The sequence below is a fragment of the Polynucleobacter sp. MWH-Loch1C5 genome, from assembly GCF_018881775.1.
Lineage (GTDB): Bacteria > Pseudomonadota > Gammaproteobacteria > Burkholderiales > Burkholderiaceae > Polynucleobacter.
The window spans coordinates 1,542,636-1,555,311 of record NZ_JACVPR010000001.1 but is presented as its reverse complement, the minus strand read 5'-3'; the positions used below and the strand labels follow the sequence as shown (position 1 = coordinate 1,555,311).

The 12,676-nt window shown below is 46.2% G+C and carries 17 protein-coding genes and 1 tRNA gene; 12 read left to right on the top strand and 6 right to left on the bottom strand.

Annotation, left to right across the window (positions count from 1 at the left end; genetic code table 11):
• Positions 1–804, top strand: coding sequence for a thiazole synthase (locus tag ICE94_RS08040; RefSeq protein ID WP_216150676.1), 804 nt, complete (start codon positions 1–3; stop codon positions 802–804).
• Entirely contained in the window at positions 801–1,688 is an 888-nt protein-coding gene (gene thiE, locus ICE94_RS08035; RefSeq protein WP_216150674.1) for a thiamine phosphate synthase, read from the top strand. The genes ICE94_RS08040 and thiE overlap by 4 nt, the downstream gene beginning before the upstream one ends.
• Here the strand turns inward: thiE and thiD are convergent.
• Genes thiD through ICE94_RS08020 form a run of 3 tightly spaced genes read right to left on the bottom strand, consistent with a single transcriptional unit; the run spans position 1,685 to position 3,269 of the window.
• Complete coding sequence (gene thiD, locus ICE94_RS08030) at positions 1,685–2,497, bottom strand: bifunctional hydroxymethylpyrimidine kinase/phosphomethylpyrimidine kinase (RefSeq protein WP_216150672.1); 813 nt, start codon at positions 2,495–2,497, stop codon at positions 1,685–1,687. The two genes, thiE and thiD, sit on opposite strands and share 4 nt — an antisense overlap.
• Positions 2,497–2,919, bottom strand: a complete 423-nt coding sequence (locus tag ICE94_RS08025) for a GNAT family N-acetyltransferase (RefSeq protein ID WP_216150670.1) — start codon at positions 2,917–2,919, stop codon at positions 2,497–2,499. The genes thiD and ICE94_RS08025 overlap by 1 nt, the downstream gene beginning before the upstream one ends.
• On the bottom strand, positions 2,916–3,269 hold the full coding sequence (locus ICE94_RS08020) for a DMT family protein (RefSeq protein ID WP_216150668.1): 354 nt from the start codon (positions 3,267–3,269) through the stop codon (positions 2,916–2,918). Before ICE94_RS08020 ends, ICE94_RS08025 begins: the two co-directional genes overlap by 4 nt.
• Positions 3,270–3,364: 95 nt before the next feature.
• Here ICE94_RS08020 and ICE94_RS08015 point away from each other — a divergent pair.
• The 3 genes from ICE94_RS08015 to ICE94_RS08005 all read left to right on the top strand — a co-directional run bounded on the left by ICE94_RS08015 (position 3,365) and on the right by ICE94_RS08005 (position 6,150).
• Positions 3,365–3,440, top strand: a tRNA-Asn gene (locus ICE94_RS08015).
• 163 nt (positions 3,441–3,603) lie between these two features.
• Complete coding sequence (locus ICE94_RS08010) at positions 3,604–5,298, top strand: amidohydrolase (protein ID WP_216150666.1); 1,695 nt, start codon at positions 3,604–3,606, stop codon at positions 5,296–5,298.
• A 66-nt stretch (positions 5,299–5,364) separates the two neighbouring features.
• Positions 5,365–6,150, top strand: a complete 786-nt coding sequence (locus ICE94_RS08005; protein WP_216150664.1) for an SDR family oxidoreductase — start codon at positions 5,365–5,367, stop codon at positions 6,148–6,150.
• 2 nt (positions 6,151–6,152) lie between these two features.
• On the opposite strand, the gene ICE94_RS08000 is transcribed toward ICE94_RS08005, so the two are convergent.
• Complete coding sequence (locus ICE94_RS08000; protein WP_216150662.1) at positions 6,153–6,953, bottom strand: ferritin-like domain-containing protein; 801 nt, start codon at positions 6,951–6,953, stop codon at positions 6,153–6,155.
• Between the two features lie 37 nt (positions 6,954–6,990).
• Here ICE94_RS08000 and ICE94_RS07995 point away from each other — a divergent pair, with 37 nt between their 5' ends.
• The 5 genes from ICE94_RS07995 to ICE94_RS07975 are packed head-to-tail and all read left to right on the top strand — an operon-like array spanning position 6,991 to position 10,678.
• Positions 6,991–7,341: a YkgJ family cysteine cluster protein gene (locus tag ICE94_RS07995; RefSeq protein ID WP_255539116.1), complete on the top strand. Its 351-nt coding sequence runs from the start codon at positions 6,991–6,993 to the stop codon at positions 7,339–7,341.
• Complete coding sequence (gene mnmD / locus ICE94_RS07990; RefSeq protein WP_216150658.1) at positions 7,338–8,015, top strand: tRNA (5-methylaminomethyl-2-thiouridine)(34)-methyltransferase MnmD; 678 nt, start codon at positions 7,338–7,340, stop codon at positions 8,013–8,015. The genes ICE94_RS07995 and mnmD overlap by 4 nt, the downstream gene beginning before the upstream one ends.
• 57 nt (positions 8,016–8,072) lie before the next feature.
• Positions 8,073–9,203, top strand: coding sequence for an aminotransferase class V-fold PLP-dependent enzyme (locus ICE94_RS07985; protein WP_216150657.1), 1,131 nt, complete (start codon positions 8,073–8,075; stop codon positions 9,201–9,203).
• A 30-nt stretch (positions 9,204–9,233) separates the two neighbouring features.
• Positions 9,234–10,442 (top strand): MFS transporter, encoded by a 1,209-nt coding sequence (locus ICE94_RS07980; protein ID WP_216150654.1) that lies wholly within the window; start codon positions 9,234–9,236, stop codon positions 10,440–10,442.
• Positions 10,439–10,678 (top strand): hypothetical protein, encoded by a 240-nt coding sequence (locus ICE94_RS07975; RefSeq protein WP_216150652.1) that lies wholly within the window; start codon positions 10,439–10,441, stop codon positions 10,676–10,678. Before ICE94_RS07980 ends, ICE94_RS07975 begins: the two co-directional genes overlap by 4 nt.
• On the opposite strand, the gene ICE94_RS07970 is transcribed toward ICE94_RS07975, so the two are convergent.
• The gene (locus tag ICE94_RS07970) at positions 10,667–11,581 is read right to left on the bottom strand and encodes a DMT family transporter (protein WP_216150650.1); all 915 of its coding nucleotides are present in this window, start codon (positions 11,579–11,581) and stop codon (positions 10,667–10,669) included. The genes ICE94_RS07975 and ICE94_RS07970 overlap by 12 nt on opposite strands.
• On the opposite strand from ICE94_RS07970, the gene ICE94_RS07965 reads away from it, so the two are divergent.
• The gene (locus tag ICE94_RS07965) at positions 11,580–11,789 is read left to right on the top strand and encodes a SlyX family protein (protein ID WP_216150648.1); all 210 of its coding nucleotides are present in this window, start codon (positions 11,580–11,582) and stop codon (positions 11,787–11,789) included. The two genes, ICE94_RS07970 and ICE94_RS07965, sit on opposite strands and share 2 nt — an antisense overlap.
• A gap of 15 nt (positions 11,790–11,804) precedes the next feature.
• Here ICE94_RS07965 and aroQ read toward each other — a convergent pair whose 3' ends face one another.
• On the bottom strand, positions 11,805–12,251 hold the full coding sequence (aroQ, locus tag ICE94_RS07960; protein WP_216150646.1) for a type II 3-dehydroquinate dehydratase: 447 nt from the start codon (positions 12,249–12,251) through the stop codon (positions 11,805–11,807).
• 55 nt (positions 12,252–12,306) lie between these two features.
• On the opposite strand from aroQ, the gene ICE94_RS07955 reads away from it, so the two are divergent.
• Positions 12,307–12,648, top strand: coding sequence for a DUF615 domain-containing protein (locus ICE94_RS07955; RefSeq protein ID WP_216150644.1), 342 nt, complete (start codon positions 12,307–12,309; stop codon positions 12,646–12,648).
• The last annotated feature ends 28 nt before the right edge of the window (positions 12,649–12,676 follow it).

The following is a 12,676-nucleotide window of genomic DNA, read 5'->3' as shown; positions in this document are numbered from 1 at the left end:
ATGGCCCTGAATCAAACCAGCACTCGACTCAAACTCTATGATCGCGAATTTCAATCGCGCTTCTTGTTAGGCAGCTCACGCTACCCCTCTTTAGATAGCCTACGTTCTTCTATAGAAATCGCTAAGCCCGCCATGGTGACTGCCTCATTGCGCCGTCAGGGTGGCTTACAAGACGATCTCAATAATGGTTTTTGGAATTTAATCAAAGAACTGGGCGTACCTGTTTTACCCAATACAGCGGGCTGCCATAGCCCCAAAGAAGTGATTACAACAGCCATGATGGCGCGCGAAGTTTTTGAAACCGAGTGGCTCAAACTCGAACTGATTGGCGATGACTATACCTTACAACCTAATACATTAGAGCTCTGTCAAACTGCAGAGCAACTGATTCGGGAAGGCTTTAAGGTACTACCCTATTGCACTGAAGATTTAATCATCGCTCAACGTCTAGTCGATGTGGGATGTGAGGTAATCATGCCCTGGGCTGCCCCTATTGGCACAGGTAAAGGTCCCATCAATCTGTATGCCTTAGAAATTTTGCGTGACCGGATTCAAGTGCCTATCATTATTGACGCAGGTATCGGTAAACCTTCTCATGCTTGCCAAGTCATGGAAATGGGCTTTGATGCGGTTTTACTCAATACCGCTGTGGCATTAGCCAATCAACCGGTACAAATGGCTGAAGCTTTTAGCCAAGCCATCATAGCGGGACACCAAGCCTACTGCGCTGGAACTATCGCTCCTAGTGAATCAGCCCAAGCCAGCACGCCTGTGATTGGTACCCCCTTTTGGCATCAAACATGATTGAACTCAGGCCTTTTTGGTCTCAAGTGATCAAAGAGCATGCTGATCTTGCACTCGATGCAGAAGTCAGCAGTGCTGCTTATCAGTTTTCGAGTACTGAAGTGGCTTATCAGCAGGCGAAAATCGTAGCCTATCAACTCGGCTTTAATGAATTAGATGCTGAATGTTTAGCTTATGCCTGGCAAAAGCTTGATCAAAGCGGCCTGGCCAACACGCAAAGTTGGCCGGAAGATTTGCAATACTTCCCCCCCGTCAAACAGCCCTATGCGTTTGCAAACTGTCCGAAAAAATTAGGTCTTTATGTAGTTGCCCCAGATAGCGCTTGGATTGAACGCCTCTGTGCCGCAGGAGTACCCACCGTACAACTGCGCTTTAAACATACAGATCCACAGGCTATTACACGTGAAGTGGCGAAGGCTTGCAAAATAGCACAAGGCTATCCTGAGAGCCGATTATTTATTAATGATTATTGGCAATTGGCCATTGAACATGAGGCCTATGGCGTTCATCTTGGCCAAGAAGATATCGAGACGGCCGATTTTGCAGCGATACAAAAGAGTGGCTTGCGCCTAGGCATTAGCACTCACGGTTATCATGAAATGATGATTGCTCACGCAATTAAGCCGAGTTATTTGGCTTTAGGAGCTGTTTTTCCGACCACATTAAAAGTCATGCCTAGTAAACCTCAAGGCACAGGTCGCCTAAAACGCTATGCACGTCTGATGCGAGACTATCCACTGGTCGCCATTGGCGGTATCAATGAAAGCAATTTAGCAAAAGTTCTCGAAGCTGATATTGGCTCTATTGCCATGGTTCGCGGCATTATTGCAGCCGATCAGCCAGAACTTGAAATCAAAAAATATATGCGCCTATTAGGAAGTTAGGCTTTTAGATGAGGGTGCATATGCCAAAGGCAACCTGGACCCTGCCCTAATTTCAAATCTTTAGCAGCTGTCAGCGCACCTTGTAAATATTCAATAGCACCACCAACAGCATCATTGAGTGATCGATTTTGCGCAAGCTCACAGGCAATTGCCGTCGACAAGGTACAGCCCGTGCCATGAGTATTGTTGGTTTGAATTTTGGGGTGGCAATAGCTTAATTCCTGCCACTGATCATTCTGTGGATAGACTAATTGATCAACTATCTCTTGTCCCAATAGATGTCCACCTTTGACCAAAACAGCCACTGACATTTGCATGGCTAAATCTCTGGCAGCCGCTTGCATATCAGCGACGTCTGCAACATTTCGTTCCAATAAAACTCCGGCTTCAAATAGATTAGGCGTGATAACAGTGGCTAATCCAGTGAATGCATCGATGATGGCTCGCCCAGTATCAGAGCCTCCCAAAGAAGCACCAGAAGTCGCGATCAACACGGGGTCTAAAACAATGTGCTTGGGTCGATAGCGTTTCAAAACATCTGCAACCGTATACACAATCTCTGGTGAAGCCAACATCCCAATTTTGACGGCATCCACTCCAATGTCATCAAATACAGCCTCAATTTGTTGCACGATGATTGCGTTATCCACCGCCTGAATACCCGTTACACCCAAAGTATTTTGAGCAGTGATAGCAGTTAACGCTGTCATGCCATGACCACCATAAGCAGTGATTGTCTTCAGATCAGCCTGAATCCCAGCACCCCCGCCAGAATCTGAACCTGCAATACTTAAAACACGAAATACCATTAAAGAACCTTTTGCATTTTGATGTGATCCATGCCCGCCTCAGAAAAAACTTCACCGGAGGCTACAAATCCAAGTTTGGCATAAAACTGCTCAGCATGCACTTGGGCGTGTAACTCAATGAGTTTGATTTGTTGCTGCCGCGCCTCTTGCACAAGAGCATTTAGCAAGGCAAATCCTATTCCCTGACTACGCCACTCTTCTAAAACAGCCATACGTCCGATCTTTGCTTTTTCATGATTCAGAATTAATCGAGCAGTTCCTACGGTTTCATCATTGATCAATGCGAGTGCATGTATGGCATCTTGGTCATACTCATCCCATTCCATCTCTTCAGGTACGGCTTGTTCCATCACAAAAACACGATAGCGTATCGGTTTTGCAAAGATTTGTGCGGTTGACCAATCTAGTAAAAGAATGTTCATGCTCTAAAAATAAAATAGACCGCACCGATAAGACAAATGCCTGCCCAAATAAAATCCATTCTAAAAGGTTGCCCCATGTAATAAATTGAGAATGGTATGAACACGGCTAAAGTGATCACTTCCTGCGTAATTTTGAGTTGGGCAAGATCGAAATACTGAAAACCTATTCGGTTAGCAGGTACCTGGAGAAGATACTCAAAAAAAGCAATGCCCCAACTGAGTAGGGCTGCAATCCACCAGGGTCGATCTAGTAAATTCTTAAGATGAGCATACCAAGCAATGGTCATAAAAATATTAGATAAGACTAAAAGTCCAATAAAACTAAATGGTCCTGCAAGCGCTTGCGACATGTTTTATCTTTCATCAATCAAAGTCAGTGAGCATCATTAAAACAGAGCAAAGAAATTTGGCATGTTTCAGATTTCAGGCTATAATCATGGTCTATTCCTCGATAGCTCAGTCGGTAGAGCGCCGGACTGTTAATCCGTAGGTCCCTGGTTCGAGCCCAGGTCGAGGAGCCAAATTGATGAATAGAGCCTCTGCATAGTCAGGGGCTTTATTTTTTAATTTTGTCAGTTTTTGGCATCTGCGAGCACAGAAATAGGCATCTAGCTCTTCGGTCAAAAAATAGCCTCATGACAGACTGGATTGTTAGAATCTTTGAAAATAATTCAAGGATGCCTCATGAAAAAAACTATCCTAGCTATCGCTGTTTCATCACTGTCTTTTTCGGTTTTTGCCGTTGATCAGATTTATTGGGGTGGCGATATCCTCACCATGCGTGGCGAATCACCCGAGTATGTCGAAGCGCTCGCTGTCACCGGCAATAAAATCTCTCATGTAGGCAAAAAAGATCAGCTCCTATCCCTAAAGAAAAGTCATACTCAAATTATCAATTTAGGCGGCAAAACACTTCTACCCGGCTTTATTGATGGTCACGGCCATATCACTCAGTACGCAGATGCACTAGAACAAGCCGAACTCAGCCCACCGCCCGTTGGTAAGGTGGAGTCGATTCCGGACATCATTCGCGAACTCAAAGCCTTACAAAAACGCCTCAATATCAAAGACAGTCAGGTGATTATTGGTAGTGGTTACGACCCTGAATATCTCAAAGAAAAGCGTCACCCAACAGCCGCAGAACTTGATGCAGTATTCCCTAAAAATCCTGTGATTTTGCGCCATGCTTCAGGGCATATGTTGGTTGCCAATAGCTTAGCACTCAAGGCTGCCAAAATTACTGCTGCCACCCCTGATCCATCCGGTGGCGCAATCATTCGTAAACCTGGCAGCCAAGAACCCTTAGGTCTTGTGCAAGAAACTGCAATGACACCCTTCTTGCCAATGATCATCACTAAGCGCCCCATGCAAAAAGAAATGTCCTTGCTCAAACAAGCCTTAGATGATTACGCCAAGGTTGGTGTTACCACCGCCAATGAAGCTTTAATTACTCCTGAAAAAATGGAGGTACTTAATTACGCTGCCAAAAATAATCTTCTTAGCATCGATATCGTTGGTTTACCTTTTTATCTGATGGCTAATGATGTGATTGGTACCGGCAAAGTGAAATGGCATGAATACAACAATGGTTTGAAGTACGCTGGTCTCAAAATCGCTTTAGACGGCTCACCACAGGGTAAAACGGCCTATTTGACCGAGCATTATCATACCCCTGTTCCAGGTTGCACTGGCCACTGCCATGGCTTTCCTAATATGACTCAAGAAGAAGTGAATCAGATTTTCGTCAAGGCTTACCAGCATCAAGTACAAATCTATGCACACTGTAATGGCGATGCATCTACCGATATGATGATTAAAGGCCATCAATTTGCTGAGAAAAAGCTAAATACACCAGGGATTGATCGTCGTACCGTCATTATTCATTCACAAGTCATGCGGCCAGAACAACTCGACAGTTATAAGAAATTTAACTTCTATCCAACTTTCTTTACTAACCATACCTATTTTTGGGGGGACGCGCACATGGCAAATTTAGGTGCGAAGCGAGCCTCCTTTATTAGCCCAATGGCAAGCGCAAAGAAAAAAGGCTTGAAGTTTGCCAACCATAACGATGCTCCCGTCACGCCCATTAGTCAGATGATGGTGCTATGGAGTTCTGTGAATCGCGTTTCAAAAAGCGGTGTTGTCGTGGGTCCGAATGAACGCGTCTCACCCTACGTGGGCTTGCAGGCACTGACCAGTTATGGCGCATATCAATATCGTGATGAGGCAATCAAGGGAAGTTTAGAAGTTGGCAAACTCGCTGACATGGTAGTCCTCGATGCCAATCCTCTCAAGATTGAACCACTCAAGATCAAAGATATCCAAGTACTGCGCACCATCAAATCAGGCAAAACTATTTATCAGGCCAAGCTCTAGGAACGTTTGTGCAGAGGATTGGAAAAGCAACTAAGATCAACATTTTCTAACAAAGATAAAAGAGACATGGACTTAGGAATTAAAAATAAAGTGGCGCTAGTCTTGGGTGGCGGCAGTGGTCTAGGGCAAGCGATCGCTATGAGCTTAGCTAGCGAAGGTTGTAAAGTCGTGGTCGCTGGTCGCACCGAGACTAAGCTACAAAAAACGGTGACTCAGATTCAAGAAAGGGGTGGCCAGGCTCATGCCATAGTCTGGGACTTGGCTCAGCTTGATCAAATTGATTCGCATTTTTCCAAGATAGAAAGCCTCTGGGGCTCAGTCGACATTTTGGTCAACAACACAGGCGGCCCTCCTCCAACACCTGCAGCCGGTCAAGCACCACAAGTGTGGCTGCAAAAGTTTCAAGAAATGGTTTTGTCTGTGATTGCTATCACAGATCGCGCCTTACCCGCCATGAAGGAAAAGCGTTGGGGACGTGTTATTACGAGCACATCATCAGGTGCGATTGCACCTATTCCTAATTTGGCGATATCCAATACCCTGCGCTCTTCTTTACACGCTTGGTCCAAAACTCTCGCACGTGAAGTAGCTCCTTTTGGCATTACTGCCAACATCATCGTTCCAGGTCGCATTGCAACGGAACGAATTCGCTTCTTAGATGAATCTAAGGCCCAGCGTGAGAATCGCTCGGTGGAAGATGTCATGAATGAAAGCCTCAAGACCATTCCGATGGGCCGCACAGGTGACCCCGCAGAATTTGCTGCCACAGCGGCATTTTTAGCAAGCCAACCGGCTTCATATATCACTGGCTCTGTGATTCGTGTAGATGGTGGCTTGATTAGCAGCCTATAAGGCTAAGAGACTTGTGCGGACAGCGCATCTAATTCTGCTTGTGTAAAGCCCGCTGCCATGCGGGCTTTTACATTCAGAGGCCCTTTGAGCTTTGGAGCGCGAAACTCTTCGCTCAGGTTTTGGTAGGTGGCAATAGGTTCACGATTTTGCTGTTGGCAGCAATAGTGAAACCAGCGATTACCGATTTCAACATGCCCAATCTCATCGCGATAAATTATGTTGAGTATTTCAATGGCCGCCTGATCTTTGACTTGTTCGAGGCGCTCCATAATCGGCGGGAGAGCATCAAGACCTCTCGCCTCTAAAGTTCTTGGCACTAAGGCCATGCGAGCCAGAATCGAATGCTGGGTACGCTCGACCATATCCCATAAGCCATTATGAGCGGGGAAATCTCCGTATTGATAACCCAAACTCTCCAAATGCTGTTGTAAGAGACTGAAATGCAATGCTTCCTCATCAGCAATTTTGAGCCAATCCCAATAATAGGCCTCAGGCATACCATCAAAACGCCAAATCGCATCCAAGGCTAAATTAATCGCATTAAATTCAATATGCGCCAAAGCATGAATCAAGATAGCTCGGCCTTCGACCGTATGCATAGCGCGACGCTTCACAGATGTAGGATCAACTAGGATAGGCTTATTGGGGCGACCGGGGATGTCATAGCCTGCAGCATCTAGCTTGATCACTGAATCAAGCTCGAGCTGCTGTTTTTGCGCTGCCATTGTTCTGACTGCTGCAGCCTTCTGATTGGGCTCGCAAATGGTCAGGTGCTCGAGGGACAAATGACGGAGTTCTTGCATACAATAATTCCTAAGCCTGAATTGTATGCCGAACCTAATGAACTTATTTGATAATCCTTGCTTTGAATGTGGCGCTTGTTGCCAACACTTTCGGGTCAGCTTCTACCATGGTGAAGTAGCTAGCGATTTTTATCCTGAAGGCGTTCCACCTGAAATGGTCACTCGTCTAGATGCCAACAAAGTCTGCATGAAAGGTACTGAAAAGGGATCTAGCCCTTGCGTGGCTTTGACACACGCACCATCCACAGGCTATCGTTGTAGCATCTATGTACAACGCTCATCGACCTGTCGAGAATTTAATACTCACTTCAGTAATGGCCAAGTGAACCCTGACTGCCAACGACTGCGCATCGCGCGTGGCTTAAAAGAATTGGATCCTATTTTGTGACGCAACTTATTTGGCGAGACGGCCTACCCTATTCTGAAACATATGACGACATTTATCATGCGCGTGCTGGCGCCTATGCTCAAGCAGAGGCGGTGTTCATCAGTGGCAATGACATCATCGCTCGCGCTCAAGCTCTCGGTCCTGGTGATGAATTTCAAATCTTAGAAACCGGCTTTGGTCTAGGTAGTAATTTTTTACAAACGTGTTTAGCTTGGAGTCACTCTACACAGGCACGCTTGTGTTTTACATCGATTGAAAAACATCCCCTAGCAAGCTCAGACTATCAGCAAGCACATCAGCTATTTCCACATCAAGACTTACTAAATAGCCTGCTAGAAAAGCTGGATTTGAGACTGACTGATACGCTCATTCACCTCAACTCACAGCTCAGTTTGCGCTATTTGCACGCAGATGTTCTATGGGCACTGAGCAAAATCTCATCGGGCAGCATCGATGTACTGTATTTAGACGGTTTTGCCCCATCGAAAAATCCTCACATGTGGTCTTTGCCTGTCTGCCAGGAGCTCTTCCGAGTAGCAAAGCCCCAAGCCAGCCTAGCCACTTGGTGTGTCGCTAGCCTAGTTCGACAAAATCTATCAGAAGCAGGATTTGTAGTGCAAAAAGTGGCAGGGTTTGCTGACAAAAAGGAAATGTTAACCGGCATCAAACCCTAATTGGGCTTTGCCCACATCATTGTTACACTAGGGCATTGATGTTTTAAGGAGAGTGAGATGCCAGGATTACTGCCACAAGTCGATCCCGATGGCCTACTGGAATTTTCAGTGGTTTATACCGATCGATCCTTAAATCACATGTCCCATCAATTTAAGGGCGTTATTCAAGATATATCGAGAATCTTAAAGAGTGTTTATCACGCTCACTCTGCAATTGTGGTCCCCGGTAGCGGTACATACGGTATGGAAGCCGTCGCGCGACAATTTGCACATAATAAGAAATGTCTCATTTTGCGCAATGGTTGGTTTAGTTACCGTTGGACTCAGATTTTTGAGATGGGCCACATCAGCGCCGACGTTCATGTTTTAAAAGCAAGACAACTAGATCCGGGTTTTGAAAAACCTTATAGCCCAGCCCCTATCGAGGAGGTCCTTGCCTGGATCTTGCGAGAAAAACCAGCCCTGGTCTTTGCGCCACATGTCGAAACCTCTGCTGGCCTAATCCTGCCCGATGACTATCTTCATCAAGTGGGCGAAGCGGTTCGTCAAGTGGGAGGACTCTTTGTGCTCGATTGCATTGCCTCAGGAGCCATGTGGGTCAATATGAAAAATTGTGCTGTCGATATCCTAATCACAGCACCCCAAAAAGGCTGGAGTAGTTCACCCTGTTGCGCTATGGTAGCTCTTAGTGAGCGTGCTAGGGCAATGATTGAACAAACGCAAAGTAGTAGTTTCTCTTGCGATCTGAAAAAATGGCTGCAAATTGTTGAAACCTATGAGGCAGGGTCTCATGTGTATCACACAACGATGCCGACCGACTCATTAAAGGTACTGCGTAATGTAATGCTAGAAACCGAAAAGATCGGCTTTGACTATCTTAAAAAACAACAACAAATCCTTGGGCAACGAGTTCGTATGCTACTCAAAGACTATGGCTACCCCAGCGTTGCCGCTGCTGCCTATGCAGCCCCCGGGGTGGTCGTATCGTATACCCAAGATCCTGACATCCAATCGGGCAAGAAGTTTATCGCCTTAGGCTACCAAACGGCAGCCGGAGTGCCCTTACAATGTGATGAAGGGCCTGAGTTTAGAACTTTTAGAATCGGTTTATTTGGCCTTGAGAAGTTACAACATGTCGACCGTACAGTTACTCACATAGAAACTGCTCTAGAGCAACTTCAATCATAAAAAAGAAAGCAGGCTGTGGTTACTCTTCTGATGCTATTCGCCCAAGTATTATCAATTTTGGGCTTTGCGAGCTACCCATCAGCGCTACCGATTATTCAAGCTGAATGGCAACTCAGTAATCTGGAGTCTGGGTTTTTAGCCAGTTGTTTTTTTATCGGCTACGTTTTAATGGTGCCGCTGGCAACCACTCTCACCGACCGCATCGATACACGCCAAATTTATTTATGTGGTGGCATTTTAGGATTTACAGGTTTGTTCGGGATGGGCTATCTATCCCATCATTTCTTCGATGCGTGCGCCTATTTAATCGTACATGGTGCAGGCATTGCTGGGATGTATATGCCCGGCTTAAAAATCATTGCTGATCGCATCAAAGTCGGTGAAGTCACACGACATATCTCTTTTTACACCGCTTTTTTTGGTATCGGCGCAGCCAGCTCCTATTTAAGCTCTGGGCTTTTAATCGATGCCTGGGGTTGGCGCATTGCATTTATGTGTACTGCATTAGGTCCGCTTTTAGGAGGCTTACTGGCTTGGCTAGGTACCCGACGCTTAGCCCATGAAAAAACGTGGTGGGATATTCATTTTGATATCCGCGATGCCTTTCCATGGGCTCGCTGGCAGCGAGTCATGCAAGTGAAAGAAGCCATGGCTTATATGTTGGGCTATGCCGCACATTCCATTGAACTCTTCGCCTCACGCAGCTGGCTGGTGGCCTTTTTTACCTTTGCGATTGTCAATGCCCCCGGTGGCAGTGAGTTTCCACTGACGGCCACAGTGATTGCCACCTTGATTAATTTAATTGGCGTGCCAGCATCTATCTTAGGTAATGAGATGGCTTTACGTCTTGGCAGGCATCGATGGATTTATATCGTCATGACAGGTAGCATCGTGAGCGGCCTGCTACTCGGGGCATCCGTTGGCTCACATTGGACTTGGCTGATCGCTTTAGGTCTGTTGCACTCGATTTTCATTATGGCTGACTCTGCAACACTCACCGCCGGTCTTGTCATTAGTGTTCCCGAAGAAATCAAAGGCACCGCCATGGGTCTACACTCAGTGATGGGCTTTGGGGCAGGTCTCTTGGGTCCAGCGATCTTTGGTGCAGCTCTTGATCTAAGCCGTGCTTGGGGTCATGATGGCTGGTTGGCAGCCTACAGTTCGATTGTTATTTGGAGCTTATTTTTTATGGTCTATACCAAATATATTCTCTGGAAAAACTCTCGCCACTTCGCATGAGCCAAGCTACCAACTACCCGAGTTCTAAAAGTCACCCTTTTCGCTTTGCGGTGGGCACGCGTTTGCGCCATGTAAAAAGCGGTGGCCATTACATCATTTTGGGTTTTGCCACGATTGAGGCAACGCTCACTCCAGCATATGTCTATCGCTCATTACAGACTAATGATGACTGGGTCAGGCCTCAAGGCGAAATGGAAGACGGCCGCTTTGTAGTACTTGAGTCATCATCGCTGTGATTGTTGAGTGCCCAGTCGCGACGATAAGAAAATACCTGCAACAATCAAACTAAAAGCTATCGCATGAAATACTTGTGGCCACTCGCCCAATAAAAGCGTTGAGAAAATAGCCGTAAACAGAGGAATTAAGTTAGCAAAGAAAGCTGAAATAGCCGGCCCTGCTGCTTGTACACCCATCCCCCAACAACGATAGGCAATCAGAGACGGTCCTAGCGCAATATAGAGTAATGCCCAAAGGCTGGCAGTTGTGAAATGTACTTCAGTGAAGCCCTGTTGCCACTCTATGGCCGTAAATGCCACCGACCATAATAAACCTGTAGCCATCTGAGCAAATAAGAACTGTGCCCAAAACCAGTCACGCTCATTACTCTGACCCGGATGACTGAGCATCCAACTATAAAAAGCCCAGAGAATGGTGGCCAGCAGAATCCATAAATCACCGCTCACAAAGGTAATATCGAGTAGGTGGTGCAACTCGCCGCGCGTTAAGACAATCACTACCCCCAATAAAGATAAGACAGCGCCGATCAACTCCAGCGCCTGAGGATGACGCTTATAAAAAAGGCTGCCTACTAAGAGCATCCAAATAGGCATACTCGAGCCAATCAAGGTGACATTGATCGGCGTGGAGGTTTCCAAAGACAGATACAGTAAAGCATTGTAGGAACCTACGCCTAGTAAACCCAGCCACAAAAATCGCGGTAACTGGGACCACAGTGGACTCATGGGTCTCAAAATTTGATAGGCCCAAGGTAGAAGAATCAGAGCTGCCAATGCCCAACGAAAGGTATTGAGCATCATCGGTGAGACAATACCCACCAGTAGTCGACCGATAATGGCATTGCCTGCCCACAAAATGGTCGGCAAAACCAATAGGAAAATGATTCTAGGAGTTAAGGTCATGGATCAAGAGTTAAGTGAGCGTCTCAATCACGTCGAAATCAAATTGAGTTACAGCGAAGATATGTTGGATCAATTGAATCAAACTATTTTTAAACAACAACAGCAAATTGAATTTCTATACGGCGAAATCAAAGCCCTAAAAGAAGCGAGTAATAAAGTCGGTGGCGAGTTTCGCAGTTTGCGCGATGAGATCCCACCCCACTATTAATGACTCCTGGCGTGCTTATTTTTTTGCGAGACCTTCAATCGCCAAGGCGTAGCCTTGGATACCAAAACCAACGACGATGCCTGCGGCTACCGGAGAAATATAAGAGTGATGGCGGAAAGCTTCACGAGCATGGACATTCGAAATATGCACTTCAATCACTGGTAAACCTGCCACCGCAGCAATCGCATCATGCAAAGCCACAGAGGTATGGGTATAAGCGCCTGGATTAAAAACCACACCTTGGACTTGTCCAGCCTTATATGCCAAACCGGCCTCTTGAATCTTATCGATTAGCGGACCCTCATGATTACTTTGCAAAAACTCCACACTAAAACCTAGGTTTTTAGCGGTCTCTTGGCAAAGCTTCTCTACATCCGCCAAGGTGGCAGAACCGTACTTCTCAGGCTCGCGTGTGCCCAAGAGGTTCAGATTAGGACCATTCATGACAATGATTTTTTTCATAGCATTAGTATAGCCTTGCTTGTGAAGCACACCCCAAGTCTGCGAGAATACGGCCATGAATGCACGTAAAACCCCTAATTGGGATGAGACAGAGACTTCCGAGTCCAACGAAAAGCCCAGTAAGTCCGAAATCAAGCGTCGCTTTGAGGCACGCCAAGTACTCGCTGCCGAAATCGCCAAACTCCCTACTCATCAACAAAAGCAGATCAGCATGCCCGAAGTTTTAGCCAGCGCTGTAGATGAAATGTCTCAGGTCAGAAGTCATGGGGGTATTCGTCGTCAAGTACAACTTCTTGGCAAAATTATGGGAAGCTTGGCAGAATCTGAAGTTGAAGTCATGAAAAAAGAATTGATACAAATTCTAGGTGTAAAAAAAGCAGCTCGTTTAAAAATTTGATCGTGCACGACCCTTCATTGACCGAGGA